Source organism: Microcoleus sp. B6-A1 (assembly GCF_036705085.1).
GTDB lineage: Bacteria > Cyanobacteriota > Cyanobacteriia > Cyanobacteriales > Microcoleaceae > Microcoleus.
The window spans coordinates 17,359-38,458 of the sequence record NZ_JAUBTU010000072.1; the positions used below are offsets into that span (position 1 = coordinate 17,359).

Here is a 21,100-nt window from a genome sequence, read left to right on the forward strand (position 1 = left end):
CAATATGAGTTATGAGTTGTGAGTGGTGAGTTAAAAATAAAACACGATTTTACTAATTACTAATTGCCTTCAACGTTTACATAAAAATCTGGGAAGATTCCGAGTTATTGCTAGCGTGACAAATGCGATTTTTGCCTTCGGTTTTGGCTTGAAAAAGGGCGCTGTCAGCGCTGCGAATTAGGGTGTTGGGAGATTCCTGGGCAGAAGGAATCGCTGTTGCAATGCCGCAACTGAGGGTAACGTAGGGGCCGATCGACGATCGCGCGTGGGGCAGTTTCAAGCTGGCGATGCCGTCGCAAATTTTCCGGGCGACAGCGTTTGCCCCTTGGGCGCTGGTGTTGGGCAGCACTAGGCCAAATTCTTCGCCACCGTAGCGGGCAGTCAAATCCCCAGGCCGATTGGTGGCGCTGGCGATCGCCCCGGCAATTTGGCGCAAACAATCGTCCCCGCCCAGGTGCCCATAAAACTCGTTGTAAAGTTTAAAAAAGTCGATGTCCAACATAATTAAAGAAAGCGGTAGCTCCTCTCTGGCCAATCTGCGCCACTCTAAGTTCAAAACGCGATCGAACTGGCGGCGATTGGCAATGCCAGTCAGTCCGTCAGTAGTTGCCAGTTGCTGCAATTTTTGATTGGCTATTGCTAGCTTGCGGTAAAGTTGAGATTGTTCGATCGCGATCGCTACTTGATTTGCCAAGTGCTGTAAAAAATCTATTTCCCACTGTTGCCATTCCCTGACACCACTGCAATTGTATGCTGTCAGCATTCCCCACAAACTATTGTCATTTTCTGCGATCGAATCCGGCAACTTCTTACCCTGCGCCTGCGGGTTGCCACTCGCCTGCGGCCAGATATAATTTTCCACTGCATCTTGATTTTTCTCGACTTCCCAAACAGTGGTTTCTTGTGTTTCTTTTGCCGTTTCCCAGTCGCCTGATTGCCAAATTGGTACGCTTATAACTGCTGCAATTTCACAATCTGTCAACAATTCTTTGCAACTGCCAGCCAAGGGGGCCGTGCTGACATCTGCTATTGCTTGTACCGACTGGGATTCGACTAAAATAAAGCAGGATACCGCCAAAGCAGCACTAATATTTGGGTTTTCAATATAACCTTCTGGCAAACCGTCACCTGCGACGATCGCACCTTTTTGCTCTTCCCCGTCCAATTGAGACACCCAATCCTGACAGCGATAAATTAAAACGCGGTCTGTTTGGAGAAATTGGCGCACTTCTGCAACGGTACTTTGGAGAATGCTTGCCGGATCTATTGACGATCGAATATGTTCGATCATTTTGCCCAACAGCCGCTGTCGCAGAGCCTGCTGCCGCAATTGTTCTTCGATTTGCTGGCGTTCGATGGCGTAATGGATTGCCCGCACCAGCAGAGTTCTGTGAAATCTTCCCTTTACCAAACAATCTTGAGCGCCCCAGCGCAATACCGACCGGGCCATATTTTCATCCTTGATATCTGTCAGCACCACAATTGGCAATGTGGGCCATCGCCCTTTCAAAACTGCGAGATCCTCGCTTCCCCTCAAGCTGTCTGACACTGACAAATCTAATAGTACGGCGTCAAACTTGTCTACTTCCAGACGCCCAACTCCTATCTCCAGAGACTTAACAGTTTGGAGAAGAAATAGAGACTCGCTGAATGACCCTAGAAGGTCTTCGATCATTGTGGGATCTCCGAGGTCATCCTCAACCAACAAAATTTTCAGACATTGGTGACGTGTTAACACAACTCTAGCGTTCGGAGCGGGTCGAAGGCAACTTTTTTGTTTTGAGAGCGATACTTGCGATCGGCAAATATTTCGGCTTATCAAATTCACTATACACTCAAACTATGGATTTAGCTTTCCATTAAAGTTTACATATCCGGCGGGAGTGAAACGATTTCAAACCAATACTCACATAAAGTCTTCATTACTTCAAGCAAGCCTTCAAAAGTTACTGGTTTGGATATAAAAGAATTGGCTCCCAAGCGGTAGCAAAGCAAAATATCTCCTCTGCGGTGGGAAGTTGTGAGCATTACAACCGGAATTTGTTGCAAATGGGGGTCAGATCTGATCAAACTTAGTGTTTCTCGCCCGTCCAGCCTCGGCATATTCAGATCCAAAAGGATCAAGTCTGGCTGATGCCAATTGCTGCTACCAAGATATTGACCGCGACGGTATAAGTAGTCTAGGACTTGTTCTCCATTTTCCACAAATTCGCTCGTAATTGCTAATCGAACTTCTCCCAGTGCTTCCTTCACCAAAAAGCGCGTGTGCTCGTCATCGTTTGCTATTAAAAGAGTAAATTTTTTCTTTTGATAATTCACGGCTTTGCCTCACTACGAACGTCTTTTGTGAGGTCGCTGAACTTTAAGCAGTGTCTGAGTACCTGCACAGCATCTCTTGCCATCATCCGGTAAATCTGGCTGAGGACACTGAAATTGTGTTGCAGCAATTTACCGTTTTTCTGCATTTGCAAAGGTTTGCGAATCATGCTTGTTTCACTTGGCAGTCTGTCCGAGAACCTACAAACTGCAAACACATCACAAATCTTGATCCGGGAACTACTAGGGAAACTATTGCATCCCAAAGCAAGATGCTCTGGATACAGTTGAAAAAAATTAACAAGTCTTGCGCGCACCGCTGATTTATAAGTTGTATAAGGATCGAGCTAATAGATTTATATTGATAGATTTATAGCTCGATGTCATCAGTGAATATGCTACACTTTATAAGCATTTTTGTAAAGAACAGATAAAGATATTTAAAGCTAAAGTAAAGGACTGGTGACAATCAAGCAATTTGGTGACAAGCCCCCGGATTCATCTGTGGAGCGAGAAAAAAGCTCCGAATCCTCTTCACTTGCCCCCGGATTTATCAGTGGAGTCGCTTTCTTCAATTCTAAAATCTAAAATCTAAAACCTAAAATATAAAATCTACAATCTACAATCTACAATCTAAAACCTAAAATCTGCAATCTAAAACCTAAAATCTAAAATCTAAAATCTAAAATCGATTGACTTCAGTTTGGTATAGGAAGAGAAAAATAAAAAGTCGAGCCTCGATTGGGTTCGGATTCTACCCAAAGGCGGCCGCCATGCCGATCGACAATTCTTTGACAAATCGCTAAACCGATACCAGTTCCCGAATACTGTTTTTGGGTGTGCAAACGCTGAAAAATCTGAAAAATTCGCGGATGGTACTGTGAAGCAATCCCAATACCATTATCCTGCACTGAAAACACCCAGCTATCCCCCTGGCGCAAAGCGTCCACCTGCACCACCGGCGCTTCACTGCTGCGGTACTTAATAGCGTTACCCATTAAATTTTGAAACAGTTGCAACAGTTGAAAACAGTCACCTTTTACCCTTGGCAAATTCCCCCTAGTAACTGAAGCTTGATTCTCGCGGATGGCCAAATGCAAATTAGCACAAGCATCCTCAAAAACTCGATTGCAATCTATCATTTCAAAAGGTTTCTGACTGCTCCCGACCCGCGAATACTCCAGCAAGTCATCAATCAGCGCCTGCATCCGATCGCAAGAATGAACAATATTGCGGATAAATTTATTCCCTTGGGCATTTAGTTGGTTGGGAAAGCGCTTTTCTAATAGTTGAGCATAGCCAGCAATCGTGCTCAAAGGCGCTTGCAAATCGTGAGAAGCCACGTAAGCAAACTGTTCTAGTTCGGCATTAGAACGAGTTAATTCTTGAGCGTAGCGGGTTTGAGTGTCTAAACTCTCTTGCAGCAATTCTTGTACCAGCTTGCGTTCGGAAATATCCTCGATCGCACAAATCAAATACTGCAGTGTCCCCTTGACATCGCGCATTGCCGAAACAGTAACATTTGCCCAGCGCACTGCGTCATCTTTGCATACCAAACGCTTTTCCACAGAAAAAGTTTGAATCTTTCCGGATAACAGCGAGCGCAGGTATTCTCTGTCCGCTTCTCTGTCATCCGGGTGAGTAATTGCCTGCCAACTTTGCTGTAACAATTCCGATTCTGCATAGCGGACAATTTGACAAAAGCCGGGATTTACCCGCATAAATTTACCGCAAAGCGCGGTTTTAGCTATGCCGACCGCAGCTTGCTCGAATATGGCGCGGAAGCGTTCTTCGCTGTCTCGCAGGGCAATTTCTGCTCGTTTGCGCTCGGTAATATTACGAAATGTTACTGCCAGACCATCGTTTAATTTGACCGCCACAATGTGCAGCCAAACAATTGTATCTCGCTCCTGTTCGTAATAAAATTCTTGGTCTACAGTTTCTCCTGTTTCTACTACAGAAACATACAAATCAAATAACCCCTTATTGCTAACTTGGGAAACTTGGGCTAACAAATTTTTGCCAACTATCTCATTTAATAGCAGACCATAAAATTTTTCGGCTGCAGGGTTGATCAACAGCCACTGGAAATCTACAATATTTCCCTCACTGTTGCGGACGGCAGAATAAGCCACCACACAGTCTAAGGAACTATTTAATATGCTAGCAAGCAGCGACTGCGACTGTTGCAGTTGATAATTTTGCTCTTTTAATTGCTGTTGCAGCTTTTGCAAGCGGACTTGCTTGTCGATGCGCGCTAAAACTTCTTCTACTTGAAATGGTTTAGTAATATAGTCAGCGCCTCCTACTCGAAAAGCTTGTAATTTATCGTTCATTTCATCTAATACGCTTAAAAAAATTACCGGAATTTGTTCAGTTTCTGGTGTTGATTTCAGTCTCCGACAAACTTCATAACCGCTCATTTCCGGCATTCTAATGTCGAGCAAAATTAAATCCGGGCAATGGGCGATCGCAACATTCAACGCCAGTTGACCGCTAATAGCTCGGTAAACTTGATAGCCGTGGGATATTAGCAGTTTGGATAAGAACCGCAGATTGCTTGGTTGGTCATCAACCACCAATACTTTAATTTCGCTATTATCCATTTATTTTAAACTCGATTGAGTTAAATCCATTATCTTGTCGAGTCGGTAATCGGCAAGCAAATCTTTTAAAGCCTCAGCTAAAGTTGGATGACTTTCCCAGATGCGATCGACAAGTTGAATCGCCAGCTCTTCATTAACATCATTAGCTGCGTCATGGAGTTCCTTCACCCAGCTTTGAGGCATTTGAGCCAGCAGCCCTCCGAAAAATGAATCGGGTTTTTCGTTCACACAATAACGCCGTAAAGCCCCCACTGGGAGCCGGGGCAACTCTTGATAAAGATAGCGCACTCCCAAGTAGCAAGCCATCTTATCAAAGAGAGTTTGTTCTAGAAAAGGTTTCCGCACAAAATCGTCGCAACCTGCGGCGATAATTTCGCCCTTTCTTTCCTCAAAAGTGCTAGCAGTCAGAGCAATAATTACAGTTCGCCACTGAGTTTGTTTCTCTTTCGCTCTAATTTGTCGGACAGCTTCAAAACCGTCCATTACTGGCATTCGCGTATCCAGCCAAATTAAATGAGGCTGCCAACTTTCCCAGAGTTCAACCGCTTGGTAGCCATTTTCCGCTTCTCGGACTTCAAAACCAATTGGTTGCAACATTTTAACCAGCAGCAGCCGATTTTCTGGATTGTCGTCAACTGCTAAAATCCGATAAATGGGTTGATCTGCTTCTAGTCCTATCACCCGCTGCAATGTCGCCACTGTTATTTCAGACGAAATAGCGCCAAATACTCGGATATTAAATTTAAAACTGGTTCCCTCACCTAAAACACTTTTTACCCAAATATCTCCGCCCATTATTTGCACGTATTTTTTAGTAATTGTCAAACCCAATCCCGTACCATCACCAGCTTTTCTCCCCGCTTGTGTTTGCACGAAAGCGTCAAATAAAGTATCAATTTCTGCTGTTGCTATGCCAATTCCCGTGTCTTCAACTTCAAACAAAATTAACAATGGTTCGACCGAGGTTGAGTTAGGATCACTTTCCGATTCTGCCGGCTGCTGCGGCTGGTTGCTTTCCACGCTCACGCGCAGCCAAATACGGCCCCCGTCGTGAGTAAATTTCATGGCATTTCCCAGCAGGTTAATTAAGCAGACGCGCAGCTTTTTTTCGTCAGTTTTTATATATGGGGGAACATTAGCCTCGATGGAAAATCTCAGTTGCATTTTTTTTGTTTCAGCTTTGATTTGAAACATTTCTTCGAGAGTGTCGAGGAGTTGATAGAGGTCAAAACTGCGTTGATCTAAGCCAATTATCCCTGCTTCTATTTTCGACAAGTCTAAAACATCGTTAATTAGTTCCAGTAAATGTTGACCGCTGCGGTTAATAATTCGGAGATTTTCGAGATTTTCGTGGCTGAGCAAAGAGTCGCGGCTCATGACTTGGGTAAAACCAAGGATGGCGTTCAGGGGAGTCCGCAATTCGTGGCTCATGTTGGCAACGAATTGACTTTTTGCGAGCGATGCAGCGGCCGCTGCTTCTTCGGCTTTTTTGCGTTCTATTATTTCTTCTTGCAGTTCTTTATTGCGATCGAGCAATTGTTTTTTCAGCCTCTGGATAGTCAGTTGGTGTTCGATTCGCGCTAAAACTTCTGCTACATGAAACGGTTTTGTGACATAATCTACCCCTCCCACTTGAAAGGCGGTTAGTTTGTCCAATACTTCATCTAAAGCGCTGATAAAAATAACTGGAATTTCGGATGTCTTCGGATCTTCCTTGAGCTGGGTGCAGACTTCGTAGCCGTCCATTTCCGGCATTTTGATGTCGAGCAAAATCAAATCGGGACAACCAGAGCGCGCGGCCCTGATTGCCATTTTGCCGTTAATTACGCCGCGGACTTTGTAGCCCCGATCGCACAGCGTTGCTGATAAAACTTGCAAATTTTCTGGAGTATCGTCAACAATTAATATGTTGCCTTTATTTTCTTCTATTTGATTGTTGGTCATCGCTGGCTATTTTTTGTTAATTTAAGAATTGTTGAAATTAGGAAAACTTGTTAAATAGTCACTATAGCACTCCCTCTTCAATCAACTGCTTTGATATTTACATAACTTATCGTAGTTGAGATTTTAGATTTGATATGTGAGATTAAAGAATTGGGAATGACTGATGATTAGCAGGGTGTGGAGCTTGGCTACAGGTAAATTAGTCTATCGCCTGCGGGCGAGTTTACAAATAGGCGATCGACCTACATCATCAATAATCCTGAACCTGCCCCTATTATCCCTTCTTCTTTCATCCTTCAACAATTTCTAAACTCCTCAATCAAATCGATAATCCGATCGCACCGGAAGTTATTCGCCAAATCGGCGATCGCGCTGCGGAAACTAGCATTAATAGGAGGAATCGACAACAACAGCCGAAAAATTTCCTCGTTATCAACCGCATCCGCCGCAGAATACAATTCATCAACCCATTCAGCAGGCATAGCTTCCAAAAATGAAGTATGGAGCGTAAAAGCCAAATCAGCCGTTTCAGTTACCGTGGAAACCTCGGCGGACACCGCAGCATCAGAACTTAGCGAAGCTTCTCGATCGTAAACATAGCGGACTCCCAGATACTTAGCCATCTTTTCCAGAATCACTTGCTCCCGAAAAGGCTTCGCTACAAAATCATCGCAACCAGCAGACAAAATCAGCGATCGCTCCTCATCAAAAGCACTTGCAGTCAGAGCAATAATCACCGTTGCTTGACCTTTCAAATGCGCTTTAATCTGTTTAGTAGCTTCGTAACCGTCCATCACCGGCATCCGCATATCCATCCAAATCAAATGAGGTTCCCAACTCGACCACATTTCCACAGCTTGAACGCCATTTTCCGCTTCCTCCACCGCAAAGCCGAGCGATGTCAGCATTCTGACCAACAGCAAGCGGCTTTCCAGGCGATCGTCAACAGCTAAAATCCGGTATTCTGGCTGTCCGGGTTCGATCCCCACAACTCGGCGAGCTGTTTGAGCCACCTGAATTTCCACTGCATTAGGGAGCGAAACTTTAACATCAAATTTAAAAATGCTGCCGCGGCCGAGGGTGCTTGTTACCGTCATCTTCCCTCCCATTAACTGAACGAACTGCTTGCTGATTGGCAAGCCTAAACCGGTTCCTTCTTGAGCTTTTTTACCGCTTTCTGTTTGCGCGAAAGGTTTAAACAAATTATCCATTTCTTCCGCAGAAATTCCTGAACCCGTGTCTTCCACTTCAAATAGCAAATAGCAATTCTCACTTGGCGAAATCTCTGGGTGATTTTTATTTTTTATCAGCTCATGTTTGACTCTCAAATTAACACCCCCTTCCGCAGTAAATTTAATAGCATTGCCTACGACATTTATCAATACTTGTCGCAACTTGCTTTCGTCAGTTTCTATATATTGAGGTAGATCGGGGGGGCAATCAAAAATTAACTGCAACCCTTTTTTTTCGGCTGGCAGTTTCAGCATATTTTCAGTATTTTTTAGCATTTTGTGCAAGTCGAAGGTGCTGTTATTAAGTGTCACCAGCCCGACTTCAATTTTTGACATTTGCAGAATATTGTTGATCAGAACGAGCAAATGTTCCCCGCTCTGGGTAATAATTCCTAAGTATTGCTGTTGGTCGGCACCGAGGTCTGGGTCGCGGGCTAGCAGTTGGCTGAAACCGAGAATTGCGTTGAGGGGAGTTCGCAATTCGTGGCTCATATTCGAGAGAAATTCGCTTTTTGCCCTGTTCGCTCTGTCGGCTTCTTCTTTGGCTTTTTGCAGGACTATTTCAGCTTGTTTGCGTTCGGTAATATCGCTAGCAGTGCCTGTTGTGCCGATGATATTTCCTTCAGCGTCCATGCGCGCGATCGCCTTGGTATTTACATCAATCTTTCGGCCGTCTTTTCCTAATACTATATTTTCGTACTGAAACACAGTTTTTCCCGTCAGCAAGCGCTGCTGAAGTTCCCATTTCCAGTCTATTTCTCCTGGTGCCAAGAAATCGCTAAAAGAACAGCCGAGCATTTCTTCAGGCTCGTAACCGTATATTTTTTTAACTGCTTGGTTCACAAAAGTAATGTGCCCTTGAGCATTGCAAGACCAGATAATATCTTGGGAAGTTTCAACTAAATGACGGTATTTTTCTTCGCTCTCTGCAAGGGCTATTTCTGCCAGCTTGCGTGGGGTAATGTCCATCAAAGTTGTGAAGATTTTTGTCACTTGCCCTTGTTGATTGACAACTACTTCTCCTCTGGCTTCGATGTAGCGGATGAAGCCGGCTTCACTTATTTGTGACGGGGAATTATCCGCAGCAATTTTCGGTTCCGGGCGCAAAATTCGATATTCCAAAGTGTAAGATTGCCCGCTAGCAATAGCAGTGTCGATCGTTGTTTGCCACTTTTGTCGATCGTCGGGATGCACGTATTGCGAAAACTCAGTCAGTGTGGGCGCAGGCTGGGTTGGATCGATCCCAAAAATCCGAGATAACTCTTCCGACCAAGTAGTTGTGTTGGCCGAGAAATCGCATTCCCAATTACCGACACGGGCGATTCTTTGCGCTGCTGCTAAAGAAGCCGCTACAGCTCGGAGTTTTTCTTCGGCCAATTTGCGATCGCTAATATCTTGAATCACAGAAATCACGCAGGTTTCGCCATGAATGTCAATGATTTCTGCTGACAGCAGCCCGGTTCGGATTTTCCCTGTTTTAGTGCGAAAATCAAATTCGTAGTTGAGAATAATTTGTTTTTCATCTAACATTTTAAACAACTCGGTGCGGGCTTGTATATTTTCCCAAAGATTCAAATCAAGCGCCGTGCGATCGAGGATTTCTACGGCTGAATAACCGATAGTCTGGCAAAAAGCCTCATTAATTTCTAAATAACGACCGTCATTAAGTCTGGTAATAGCAATCGGGTTGGGAGAAGAACGAAAAGCTTTAGCAAACTTTTCCTCAGACAAGCGCAGTTGTGCAGTCCGCTCCTCGACTAAAGTTTCCAATTCTTGATTCAGCTTTTGGAGTTGAGCATTTTGTTCCGCTAATTGCTTCTCCCTAAAATAACTGTTGATCGCTTCTTTTACCGTCAACTTCAAATCTTCGGACTGCCAAGGCTTCGATATGTAGCGGTACAATTTAGCATATTTAATAGTATTCGCCACTGCTTCTAGGTCTGCTTGCCCGGTCAGCATAATTTTGATAGTTTTTGGCGAAATTATGTGAATCTGCTTCAGCAATTCGTCACCTTTGATATTCGGCATCAGATAGTCGGAAATTACTGCAACGATTTCGCAGCCCTCTGCCAGCAATTCCTCGATTAACTCTAAAGCATCTTCGCCGCCTTCAGCCGTTTCTAATAAGTGTTCTTCCCCCAGGGTTTTTTTTAACTCAATTTTCAAACTTTCAAGAATTATCGGTTCGTCATCCACACAAATAATCACAGGTTTATTGTTCATATTTTTCTCAAACCAGATTTTATAGTTTCTACTAATTCTTTGCGCTCCCACGGCTTGTACAAACAACGGTGCAAGTTTGCTTGCTCTTTCACCCGTGCTATTGCTACTTCGTCTGCTTGCCCGGTCAGCATGACTTTCACAATCTTAGGATATTTTTGGTGAACCATAATCAAAAATTCATCTCCTTTAATCCCTGGCATTAACCAGTCAGATACTATGACCAAAATATCACTTTCATCTTCTTTTTGAATTTCCTCCATAATTTCCAGAGCTTCATCTGCATTTTCTGCTACTTCATAGAGGTAAGCATCCCCAAATTCTTTTTTAAGTTGAATTTTTAAACTATTTAAGACCACAACTTCATCGTCAACGCACAAAATTACTGGTTTCGGCATAAAACTTTACTTCTATTAAATTTTAAGACTGGGTGCATTTACCTATTTCTTTAAGTGCTATCAAGGGATTCCGACAGGCAAGGATATAGTAAATTTTGTTTGACCAGGCACGCTTTCTACTTGCAGTTCACCTTGGTGTTTTTCGAGAATTTTTTGAACTATATCTAATCCCAAACCACTGCCTTCCCCTGGAGGTTTAGTTGTGAAAAACGGCTCAAAAATTCTCGGCATAATCTCTGGAGGAATGCCGGGCCCACTGTCGGCAATACTCACTGATATTGCGTTTGCTTGGTGTTTTACATCAATTTTTAACACGCCTTTGTTGCCCATCGCTTGTAAAGCATTGTGAACCAAATTTGTCCAAACTTGATTGAGTTCATCAGGATAGCATAGCACAGAGGGCAAATTAGTACCATAGTTTCTGACTATTTCCACACCGTGTTTGATTTGGTAGTGGTAAAGCGTTAAAACAGTATCAATACCGTCGGTAATATTAGCCAGCGTCTTGGAGCCAGACTGGTCGTAGCGAGAGTAGCTTTTCAAAGCAAAAACGATTTTGGCTGCCCTATCTGTGGCCGTAGCAATATTTTTAGTGCTTTTTTGTACCGTAGCAAATTGGTAGGCTGTTTGTACAATATTTTGACTTTTGCTGTCTTTCAACAAAGGTAAAAAAGGTTCTACATTATTGCCGATGCCGATATCTAATAAAGTACAGGCAAGACTGGCGGCGTCGTCAATCTTTTCGGATTCTAGTTGCCCCTGCAAAACTTTTTTTAACTGACGTTTTTCTTTACTAGATAATGTATCTGTTTCTTGGCTGGACTTGTGTAGCAAAGCAAAGAAATCCTGTCGCCGTTCCGGGGATAGTTGTTGGAAAAATATCGGCAACTGCTGCAATTGTTCCGTCCAGAAGTCGGCGATGTTCTGCACAGAAGAGCGAATCGCCCCTAAAGGAGAATTGATTTCATGAGCAACTCCGGCAATTAACTGTCCGAGGGCTGCCATTTTTTCTGATTGAATAAGTTCTTTTTGAGTCCGCTTCAGTTCTTCTAAGGTATGAGATAACTCTGCATTTTTTTGGCACAGCGCTGACTCGGCTATTTTGCGGTCGTTGATGTTGCGGGCTACCCAAATAACTGCATCTTTTGAGAACAGAGAAATGCAGGCAGAAAACCAAATTTCGCGACCACAAACTGTTAAGCTGTAGTCAAAATTGAGAGTTTGTTGGGTTTCTAACACTTGCTCAACTAACACCCACCAATCATCCGGGTGGTCGTCGTCAAAAAAATGTTCGATGGTCAAGCTGACTATATCACAATCAGGCTCAGAAACCGCTGCCACATTTGTTGGAAGAATTTCTATGTTCCGCTGACTGTCTAGCACGAGAACTATGTCGGTCATCGCTTCAAAAACGGCGCGGACTTTCCTTTCAGAAAAGTGCAATTTTTCTTCGAGCAATTCTCTATCGCTAATTTGTTGCTGCAATTCTTCGTTACTAGCTGCTAGTTGAACCGTGCGGTCTAGAACTCGCTGTTCGAGTTCGGTGTTGAGGCGGCGAACTTCAGCTTCAGCGGTGGTGCGGTCTTGTATTTCCTTTTTTAACTGACTGTTGGCATTAATTAATTCTAAAGTTCGCTGTTTGATTTGTTCTTCCAAATTATCATTTAAAATTCGCAATTTTTCCTCGACTTCTGTCCTCCGCAACGCTTCTATTTGCAATTCTTCGTTCATTTTGTTCAACTCCTGAATTTTGTCGGCAACTGTTTCCTGCAAAAGCTCGACATTGGCGTGCATTTCTACCGGATCTAAGGCCTCTAGCAAGCTAATTTCAGTCACAATTCCAGCTAAATATCCTTCCTCGTCCACCACCACCAAGCGTCGGATATGGTGCTGCTGCATTAACTGGTGAGCCTGCCACAAGGTGGCTTTTACCTGCAACGGTATCAGCGGAAAACTCATCGCGGCGGTGACGGGAGTACGTGCGAAATCTAGTCCAGAAGCTTGGAATTTAACAATGTCGCGTTCTGTAATTATGCCCACAGGTTTCTGATTTTTGTTGTCGCTGTCAGTGCAAATGACTATGCAGCTTTTCCGCTGGGTTCTCATCTGTTTTGCGACTTCTAAAACGGCGGCGCTGCTTGAGGTAACTATTAATTGTGTAGTCATAATTTCTTCGGCGCGCCACATTTTCAGCAAGTCTGCCGGCTTGAGGATTTGACGGATGCTTTCGCAGGTGATAGCGCCTAGCAAGTTGCCACCTTCGTCTAGAAGGGGTAAGTGACGGATTCTTTTTGATCGCAATATGCTCAATACCTTGAAGATACTCCCCGCTTTATCGAGGTTCAGGGCGATCGGGTTTTCAGTCATCACCTCAGAAATTGCCACCCCTGCTAGCGGTATTTCGCTAGCAGTTATTTTCACAACATCGCGTTCTGTAAAAATTCCGAGCAATTGCTGCTCAAACGCGATTAAAATGCAACTGGCACTCGCCTGAGTCATGGCAGCAATTGCGACTTTCAAGGGTGTGTCTGGAGGCAACACCGGCAGTTTGGGGTCGATCGCCTGTTCTAGCAAGCTTTGGGTATCAGACACTGTTGTTGACATGGGCAAATCAAGGGGGATAGATGCAGGCGGAACCGGCACTTCATACCATTTTAGATTTCCGATTTTACAGTCGCGGTACGCTCACCGCAATCCAGCTTTGACATCGGTCTAGAGTTGTATTTTTAGTCGCGCCTTGGTATGATTTTTAGTGCGATCGCGCTAAACGGCGATCGGCATTGACACAATACACGTCCTTTGACCGATAACTGATGTTACTTCTATTTTACCCGAATGTTTTTCCACACTTTTTTTAACAATCTCCCGTCCCAACCCCCTACCTTCGTCGGGGGGTTTTGTGGTAAAGAACGGATCAAATATTCGTGGCTAAATTCCCGGGTAATTCAGTTGCCAGTGACGAGCAGGCTCTGATTTTCGGCTCTCACCTCTACTTTTAAAACTCGGCCATTCTCTATCGCTTGTAAACCATTGTGCATCATATTTATGAAAATTTATTTTACTTCGTCTGGAGCAGACCACAATTTAGGCAGTGGAGCGTGATAATTTATGACAAATTATACTCTGTGTTTTTGTTCTTTTAATCAAAACTTAATAGAGTTTTAATGGCTCAGTAATATTGGCAATTATTTGTTTTACCTACAGTTTTTACCTACATTTAGAGCGAGAATAATTATTTAAATTAAAAATTACTTTTGTGGCTCTCTCTAGCAAATTATTTTCTTGGGAATAGGTGAATAAATCGCAGAGACTATCTGCCTGAATCAGCCCTTTAATCACCCTTTGATGAAATATTTGATTGCCGTGCAAGTTTAGGGATTCCTTCTGTTGAGCAAGCTGGTTGCTAGATTCATAAATTTATCGTTTTATTTCTGTAAGTTCTTGCCCTACAAAATAGGAATATGGCGATTTTTGCCACAATAACCGACAACTTCAAACTCAGCTTTTTTGAGAGTAATTTAATAGCTTTATCGGAACATTGGCAGGGTTTCCCTTACATGAAACTTGCTGTGAGCGATACAAGCTGCTACTAAATATAATATCCTGCCTCAGAGGCTGTGGGTATTGAACATCGATAACTGTAGCTATGTGTTGCAGTAACTAGCAGCCCAGAAAATCAGGGTGCCCGCAATTGTAAATAATAACCCTGCCTTTGCGCGCAAGCATTCAAGGCAGGGTTATTATTGAGTATTCCGAATTCTCAAGGGTGAAGCGAGGACGCTGCTGCCGACTTCGGCTGCCCAGCAGTACACTACTCGCCTAATCGAGTTATTTTAGCGCTGCGTTGGGCCAACATCAGCAGTACATAAATAGTCATTACATAGCCGGCGGCCAGAATGGGAATAATTAGAGGAATATCGCGATAAATCATAATTAGAACCAAAAGTCAAGGACGAGGAGGAGCAGGACAAGTTCAAGACCTACTACATTAAGTCAGCACGCAAGACCATGCCTTGGTTCTGAAGGCTGTTTTTCCATATCAAGCCTGCGGGAACATTTAGGCGTTCCCGGTCATCAATAATGATTTACTGCTTTACAGATGCTTAAACAGCCTAAAACCATCCACTTTAGCTGCTTTGAGCTACCGTGCACATAAGATGCGCTACTCTTAACTTCTGAAAACTTTTAGCCGCGAGGAACTAAAAATCTGTCCCAGAAATTTTGGCTGCGATCGACTAACAAGGCTGGCTCTACGAAACTTTTACAGGCACCTAAAAGCTACCTGCCAGTCTGGCTGTACTTAATGTATAGAATTGTTTAAATCCTTAATACCCATAATAACACAGGGTTTCTGAGATTTAGAGATTTTTTGGCAGTGTCCTTAACAATTCGATACAATAGGGGCAACCCCTCTGACAGCCGGCGACTCGCCTCTGGCAGGCGGGTGACTCCCATCGGGTGGCAGATGACAAATAACTGCCGATCGCCTAGATTTTTCTTTTCTATTGCAGAGAAGTACCTTAAAATAAAGATATGATATGTAAAATTTTGTTACTTTACGGCTTGAGTCGGCGTATCCATGATCTCTAGCACTCTCCTATTTTCCTCGGTTGAAGAAGACCTGCGACTGTTGACAGAAAACTTAAAACAGTTAGTGGGTGCCCGTCATCCCATCTTGTACGCGGCTGCAGAATACTTATTCGGCACAAAGGGAAAACGAGTGAGACCCGCAATCGTTCTGTTGATGGCCAAGGCGACTATGCCCGATCGGGAAATCACGGAAAAACACCGCCGCCTCGCTGAAATCACGGAAATGATCCACACAGCTAGTCTCGTACACGACGACGTGGTGGACGAGTCGGATCTGCGGCGGGGAGTGCCGACTGTTCACAGTCGGTTTAACAACCGAGTCGCAGTATTGGCGGGAGATTTTCTGTTTGCTCAATCTTCCTGGCATTTGGCAAATCTCGACAACCTGCCAGTAGTCAAACTGCTTTCAGAAGTGATTATGGATTTAGCTGAGGGGGAAATTCAACAGGGACTAAATGGATTTGACACCAGCTTGTCGATCGAAGCGTACCTGGAAAAAAGTTATTACAAAACAGCGTCTTTAATTGCCAACAGTTCCAAAGCAGCGGGCTGTTTGAGCGAGGTTTCAGCGGAAATAGCAGACGATTTGTACAACTACGGTCGGAACATTGGTTTGGCATTCCAAATAGTAGATGATATATTAGATTTCACCGCTTCAACGGAAACTTTGGGGAAACCTGCAGGCTCGGATCTCAGAAGCGGTAATCTGACAGCACCAGCACTATTTGCCCTAGAAGAAAAACCTTACTTGGAAGTTCTCATAGAACGCGAATTTGCCCAAGAAGGAGATCTAGAGCAGGCCCTGGCACTGGTAGAAGATTCTAGAGGCATAGATCGATCGCGAGAACTAGCCACAAATCACGCACAGAAAGCCGTCGAATACTTAGCGGCGCTGCCCCATTCAGAGTCCCGTCAAGCTTTGATTGATTTGGCTGAATACGTTTTGAGTAGACTTTATTAGAGGTTAAAAAGTTACACTTTATTGGTAATGGGGAATTGGTAATGGGGAATTCCCCATGCCTAATGCCCTGTTACCAATTAATAGAAAATTGAATTGTTTAGGCAATATCCGGCGGTGGAGCCGATCGGTACTGTTGCAAGTAAACGTTAATTAAACTCTGTACTTGCTCGCGAGGAATTTCCGTCCCGACTTCCTGATTTCCGGGACTTTCAAAAAAAACAATGCTGTCAAGACCTTCCAGAGCTATCATCTGAAATAAAATGTGAGTGACAGGCAAAAGCACCGGTCTGAGGCGATCGCCCCCAGCAGCCGCAGCCTGGGACGCATCTTTAATACTTGTCCAAGCATAAATCACCCTCTTCTCCCGTCCCGGTTGCTTGAGATTGCTCAAAAGCACGATCGCCCAACTTTGGTCTACCGCTTGCAGGATCGAGTATTCGAGGTGCTGTAGCTGTTGGGAAATTAACACCAGGGCCGGGGCGATCGCCTTTAAGATTTGTGGCGTCGAACCGTCGGGCGGAGCTTTTTCGATCAATGCTTGAATCTGTTGGTCTAAATCCATCAGTCAGTTCTTTGATATCTAAAATTAAAAATTTCAGCTTAGCAGGTCCGCATCCAAGTATATATTACCCAGCACTGCCCTATTAAAGATAAGCTGACACCCATCGAAATTTAATATTTAGCAGCCTAGAGTCCTTGTAGCGAGAATTTGGGCAAAAAAATTAAGTGCGTAACAGCTTACACAATGTCTGCAAAAAGTCTAACGGTAGGGTGCTTATCGCTAGCCCTGTCAAGGTGTGTTAAATCTGAGCCCGATAAAAAGCCGAAAACGGCTATTTCTCGTTCTGATTTTTTTCCAACTTAAAGCAATAAAAACTGCTTGGGGGAGTTTGGTTTCACAATCAAAACGCCCAAAGTTAGTAACTTCGTTGTGTACTGAGTCCACCGGCGCTTACGGCGCACTCATGAGCGGGCTGGGTGCTGATGGCGCACCTTACCCCAGATGGCGACTCAAAGAATTTGTTGGCCCTACTCCTATATATCTATTGTTCATATTTATAGTTGGTCGATCGTCCTTGACGCTACCCATACCTGCCGCTGCACCTCGGCCTCATCAGCTACACGCCTAAGTTTTTCGTTGTTAACGGCCCCAGATTTACGTCAAATGTAACGAAATATTACAAGATGACGCTAAAGCAGCATAGAGGCTTGACAGCAAAGAATTAAGTGGCTAATCTGATATACATACCCGGGTAAGTCAATTCACTGTCATATGCAAGAAAAGCAAAAAGTTACATTGTATCTTCCACCAGAACTGCATCGCCAGCTCAAAATCCGAGCCGCAGTCGAAACTGAACCGATGTCATCAATTGCAGAAAGGGCAATTGTCTTCTACCTAGGAAATCCCGAACTGGTTGACGAAGTAGAAGCATCCTACGGACAAACCCATCGGGTATACAACTGTCCAGAATGCACGGGTTCAGTAGTAATGCGAGATGGAGAACTGGCATCCGTAACAAGTCAGCCGAGCGTATTGGCTGAACAGGATCTTCCAGTAAAGCAGGTGTCCGGCGTCAGTGCCAGCACGGCAAAACCGGGAGAGGAAGAATTGGTTCCCTGCTAAGAATGCCTTGCTTCCCCAAAAAGCTAAAACTGAAAATTTCAGTAAGAGGGCTAATGGCAGCATTGAGATTCAGCAAAGATAGCACCGTCTCTAGTGGGTCGAGGAATATGCAAGAAGAGATCAGTATTCTAATCCAAGCTCAATATCCTCTGATCTACCTCGTGACATCCGAGGAAGAGCGGTGTGAGCAAGCAATTTCGACAATAGCTCAAGCGAAACCACAGCGACGAGTATTTATCTGGACTGTAACTCACGGCATTGTGGAGTATGGTCAACCCCGCACCACCACCCAACACAACACCGTCTCGCCAGAGGCAGCAATTGAATGGGTGATCAGGCAGCGAGAACCCAACAGTAACGCTAGCATCTACATTTTCAAAGATTTGCATCCTTTTATAGATTCTCCTCCGGTAACGAGGTGGTTGCGCGATGCGATCGCCAACTTCAAAGGAACGCAAAAGACAATTATACTGATGTCTCCTTTGCAGCAAATTCCGATCGAGCTAGAAAAGGAAGTAGTGGTATTAGACTTCGCGTTGCCAGACATGAAGGAACTAAACCAAGTATTGTCTGGTCAGTTGGAGCAAACGAAATCGCGACGCATTACCACAGAAGCGCGAGAAAAACTTTTAAAAGCAGCCTTGGGATTGACCAAGGACGAAGCTGAAAAAGTTTATCGTAAAGCCCAAGTTTCGACTGGGCGTCTCACAGAAGAAGAAGTAGACATAGTTCTTTCGGAGAAAAAGCAATTAATTCGGCGCAACGGCATTCTAGAGTTCATTGAAGAAGACGAAACCCTGGATGCAGTCGGCGGTTTAGAAGAGCTGAAGCGGTGGCTGAGACAGCGTTCCAACGCCTTTACAGAAAGGGCGAGAGAATACGGCCTGCCCCAACCAAAAGGGATGTTAATTCTAGGCGTACCCGGATGCGGAAAATCGCTGATTGCCAAGACCACCTCCCGCCTCTGGGGACTGCCCCTGCTGAGGCTAGATATGGGTAGAGTCTACGACGGCTCGATGGTGGGTCGATCGGAAGCCAACCTCCGCAATGCCCTCAAAACCGCAGAATCCATTTCTCCAGCCCTCCTCTTCATCGACGAACTAGACAAAGCCTTTGCAGGAGGCACTGGTTCGGCCGACTCAGACGGAGGCACCTCCAGCCGGATTTTCGGTTCCTTCCTCACTTGGATGCAAGAAAAGACTTCCCCAGTCTTCGTAATGGCAACAGCCAACCGAATCGAGCGGTTGCCGGGAGAATTCTTGAGGAAAGGCCGATTCGACGAACTCTTCTTTGTTGATCTGCCTACCAAAGAAGAACGCCAAGATATATTTAAGATTCACCTGTCAAAGCGCCGTCGGGAAATTAATCGCTTCGATTTAGAGCAACTTTCCACTGTTTCCGAGGGCTTTTCAGGTGCAGAGATTGAGCAAGCGCTAGTAGCCGCAATGTACGAAGCCTTCGCTCAAGATCGAGAGTTTACGCAGCTAGACATCATCGCGGCCATTAAATCCACAATGCCACTGTCTAAAACAATGACCGAACAGGTCACCGCCCTGCGAGATTGGGCTAGACAGCGTGCACGGCCCGCTGCGTCTTCCGTCGCTGAATACCAGCGAATGGAATTCTAAAAGCTTTCTCCTGGTCCAAACAGGAGCAAAGGCTAGCAACAGCTAGCAGTTCGATTGAATAGCCGCCCAGCGGCACCGTTAAATCCAGACCGTTGTTGTTTCTCTCTCAGTTGTATTAGGAGGAAATCCAATGTCTCACTTTAGCACACTGCGTACCAAAATCACCGATGCCGAAATCCTGAAAGCTTCCCTGCGCGACTTGGGCATTTCAGTCAAGTCAGAAGCTGATGTTCGTGGCTATAACGGTCAGCGCGTTCGCTCCGACATCGTGGCGATTCTCGAAGGCGAATATGACCTGGGTTGGTCTCGCAATAGCGATGGTTCTTTTGACCTGATTGCCGACCTCTGGGGTGTCGCCAAAAAGCACAATCAAACTGAGTTAATCAACTCCATCAACCAGAAGTACGCAGTTAACAAGACCTTGGCAGCAGTCAAGCAGCGCGGTTTGCAAAATGCCAACGTTAAGCTGGTAGTGCAAAACTAATTGATCTGCATGTTTCCAAGCTCGCGGGTTAACCAAACAAACGGGTTAACCCGTTTTTAGCTAGCTAGGATGTAGAGGGGGGTCTTTGGGCCGCCACATACTTTTTTAGCACCCCCAAGCAGCAGCTTTCAGGTTGAAAGCTGCTGCTTTATGCTTTAATGGTCGGCTACCTAATGCTTGGGGCAATCGTCGATCGTTTGTTGATAAATTTCCAGTATTCGATCGACTTTGCGTTCCCAATCAAAATGCTGCCGGACTCGTTCCCGTCCCGCACAACCAATACTCTGCCGTAATTCTGGTGACTGAGCGAGCTTGAGCATCGCATCTGTCAGTCCTTGGACAAATCCTTCTCTAGAAGTCGGTTCTACTAAAATACCGCAAGTGGAATTCAGATAATCTGCGGGGCCGCCCCAGTTCGTTGCTATGACGGGCAAGCCCACTGCCATTGCCTCCAGCACCACTGCCCCGCCGCATTCCCGCAAAGTGGGGAAAACCATTGCATGAGCTTGTTGCATTTTGAGAGCGCACTCGTCGTGAGACAGCCAGCCACTAAATACAACGCTGCTGTCGATGCCTAAACGAGCTGTTTGAGCTTCGAGTTCCCCTCGGATGTGCCATCACCGATGATTTCCAAGACTGCATCAGTTTGAGCGACGACGGGCGCGAAGGCTTCCAGCATCAAATCTACAGCTTTCCAGTCGATCAGCCTGCCTAAAAATATAAAATGAACCTGCCCGGTCGCTGCTCTTGATAAGCTAGAGTCCGATCGCCACACCGAGAAATCCACGCCGTTTTCCACAAGTTCAATAATTTTACCACGCACTCCTGATGGAAGTGCCTGCTTCGTGCGATCGTTTGCCACTAACAGTGTCTCGGCTTGGATTTTGCCCGGTAACAGGCGGTTGAAGACATCGACAAACTTGTGACCGAATGCTAAGTAGTTAAGCAAAATTAATTACATAATTATCTCCAAATCCTTTAAGAATTTTTTCTACAGATGAAACAAGAGATGGCCAGCTAGAGTAGGCATCTATTTCGAGCCATTGATATTTGATAAACCGCCACAAAATCTCAATTAAATTCAATTCAGGTGAATA

General features: G+C 44.8%; 16 protein-coding genes and 1 pseudogene. 4 read left to right on the forward strand and 13 right to left on the reverse strand.

Going from position 1 to position 21,100, the window contains the following annotated elements:
* Positions 1–76 precede the first annotated feature (76 nt).
* From QUB11_RS22855 to QUB11_RS31350, 9 genes are all read right to left on the reverse strand, one after another.
* Complete coding sequence (locus QUB11_RS22855; protein WP_333391807.1) at positions 77–1,828, reverse strand: diguanylate cyclase domain-containing protein; 1,752 nt, start codon at positions 1,826–1,828, stop codon at positions 77–79.
* A 38-nt stretch (positions 1,829–1,866) separates the two neighbouring features.
* Complete coding sequence (locus QUB11_RS22860) at positions 1,867–2,319, reverse strand: response regulator (RefSeq protein ID WP_333391809.1); 453 nt, start codon at positions 2,317–2,319, stop codon at positions 1,867–1,869.
* The gene (locus QUB11_RS22865) at positions 2,316–2,486 is read right to left on the reverse strand and encodes a hypothetical protein (protein ID WP_333205896.1); all 171 of its coding nucleotides are present in this window, start codon (positions 2,484–2,486) and stop codon (positions 2,316–2,318) included. Before QUB11_RS22865 ends, QUB11_RS22860 begins: the two co-directional genes overlap by 4 nt.
* Positions 2,487–3,014: 528 nt before the next feature.
* Positions 3,015–4,922 (reverse strand): PAS domain S-box protein, encoded by a 1,908-nt coding sequence (locus QUB11_RS22870; RefSeq protein ID WP_333391811.1) that lies wholly within the window; start codon positions 4,920–4,922, stop codon positions 3,015–3,017.
* Positions 4,923–6,866: a response regulator gene (locus tag QUB11_RS22875; protein WP_333391812.1), complete on the reverse strand. Its 1,944-nt coding sequence runs from the start codon at positions 6,864–6,866 to the stop codon at positions 4,923–4,925.
* A 296-nt stretch (positions 6,867–7,162) separates the two neighbouring features.
* Positions 7,163–10,321: a PAS domain S-box protein gene (locus QUB11_RS22880; protein WP_333205899.1), complete on the reverse strand. Its 3,159-nt coding sequence runs from the start codon at positions 10,319–10,321 to the stop codon at positions 7,163–7,165.
* Entirely contained in the window at positions 10,318–10,716 is a 399-nt protein-coding gene (locus tag QUB11_RS22885; RefSeq protein ID WP_333205900.1) for a response regulator, read from the reverse strand. Before QUB11_RS22885 ends, QUB11_RS22880 begins: the two co-directional genes overlap by 4 nt.
* 60 nt (positions 10,717–10,776) lie before the next feature.
* Positions 10,777–13,320: a CBS domain-containing protein gene (locus QUB11_RS22890; RefSeq protein ID WP_333205901.1), complete on the reverse strand. Its 2,544-nt coding sequence runs from the start codon at positions 13,318–13,320 to the stop codon at positions 10,777–10,779.
* A 159-nt stretch (positions 13,321–13,479) separates the two neighbouring features.
* Positions 13,480–13,638 carry an ATP-binding protein gene (locus QUB11_RS31350; protein WP_445300788.1) on the reverse strand — a complete coding sequence of 53 codons (159 nt, stop codon included), beginning with the start codon at positions 13,636–13,638 and terminating at the stop codon, positions 13,480–13,482.
* 1,657 nt (positions 13,639–15,295) lie between these two features.
* Here QUB11_RS31350 and sds point away from each other — a divergent pair.
* On the forward strand, positions 15,296–16,267 hold the full coding sequence (gene sds / locus QUB11_RS22895) for a solanesyl diphosphate synthase (RefSeq protein WP_333154483.1): 972 nt from the start codon (positions 15,296–15,298) through the stop codon (positions 16,265–16,267).
* 97 nt (positions 16,268–16,364) lie between these two features.
* On the opposite strand, the gene QUB11_RS22900 is transcribed toward sds, so the two are convergent.
* Entirely contained in the window at positions 16,365–16,829 is a 465-nt protein-coding gene (locus tag QUB11_RS22900) for a hypothetical protein (RefSeq protein ID WP_333205902.1), read from the reverse strand.
* Between the two features lie 711 nt (positions 16,830–17,540).
* Here QUB11_RS22900 and QUB11_RS22905 point away from each other — a divergent pair.
* The 3 genes from QUB11_RS22905 (at position 17,541) to QUB11_RS22915 (ending at position 20,003) form a co-directional block, all read left to right on the forward strand.
* Positions 17,541–17,891: a hypothetical protein gene (locus QUB11_RS22905; protein WP_006635783.1), complete on the forward strand. Its 351-nt coding sequence runs from the start codon at positions 17,541–17,543 to the stop codon at positions 17,889–17,891.
* 107 nt (positions 17,892–17,998) lie between these two features.
* The gene (gene ycf46 / locus QUB11_RS22910) at positions 17,999–19,519 is read left to right on the forward strand and encodes a stress-responsive protein Ycf46 (protein ID WP_333391813.1); all 1,521 of its coding nucleotides are present in this window, start codon (positions 17,999–18,001) and stop codon (positions 19,517–19,519) included.
* Between the two features lie 130 nt (positions 19,520–19,649).
* Positions 19,650–20,003: a DUF1257 domain-containing protein gene (locus QUB11_RS22915; protein ID WP_006635781.1), complete on the forward strand. Its 354-nt coding sequence runs from the start codon at positions 19,650–19,652 to the stop codon at positions 20,001–20,003.
* A 170-nt stretch (positions 20,004–20,173) separates the two neighbouring features.
* Here QUB11_RS22915 and QUB11_RS22920 read toward each other — a convergent pair whose 3' ends face one another.
* From QUB11_RS22920 to QUB11_RS22930, 3 genes and pseudogenes are all read right to left on the reverse strand, one after another.
* Positions 20,174–20,614, reverse strand: coding sequence for a glycosyltransferase family 4 protein (locus QUB11_RS22920; RefSeq protein WP_333205904.1), 441 nt, complete (start codon positions 20,612–20,614; stop codon positions 20,174–20,176).
* Positions 20,578–20,952, reverse strand: coding sequence for a hypothetical protein (locus tag QUB11_RS22925; protein ID WP_333205903.1), 375 nt, complete (start codon positions 20,950–20,952; stop codon positions 20,578–20,580). The genes QUB11_RS22920 and QUB11_RS22925 overlap by 37 nt, the downstream gene beginning before the upstream one ends.
* Positions 20,945–21,100, reverse strand: a pseudogene (locus tag QUB11_RS22930) (IS630-like element ISAcma34 family transposase); the annotation flags it as partial. The gene QUB11_RS22925 and the pseudogene QUB11_RS22930, both read right to left, overlap by 8 nt.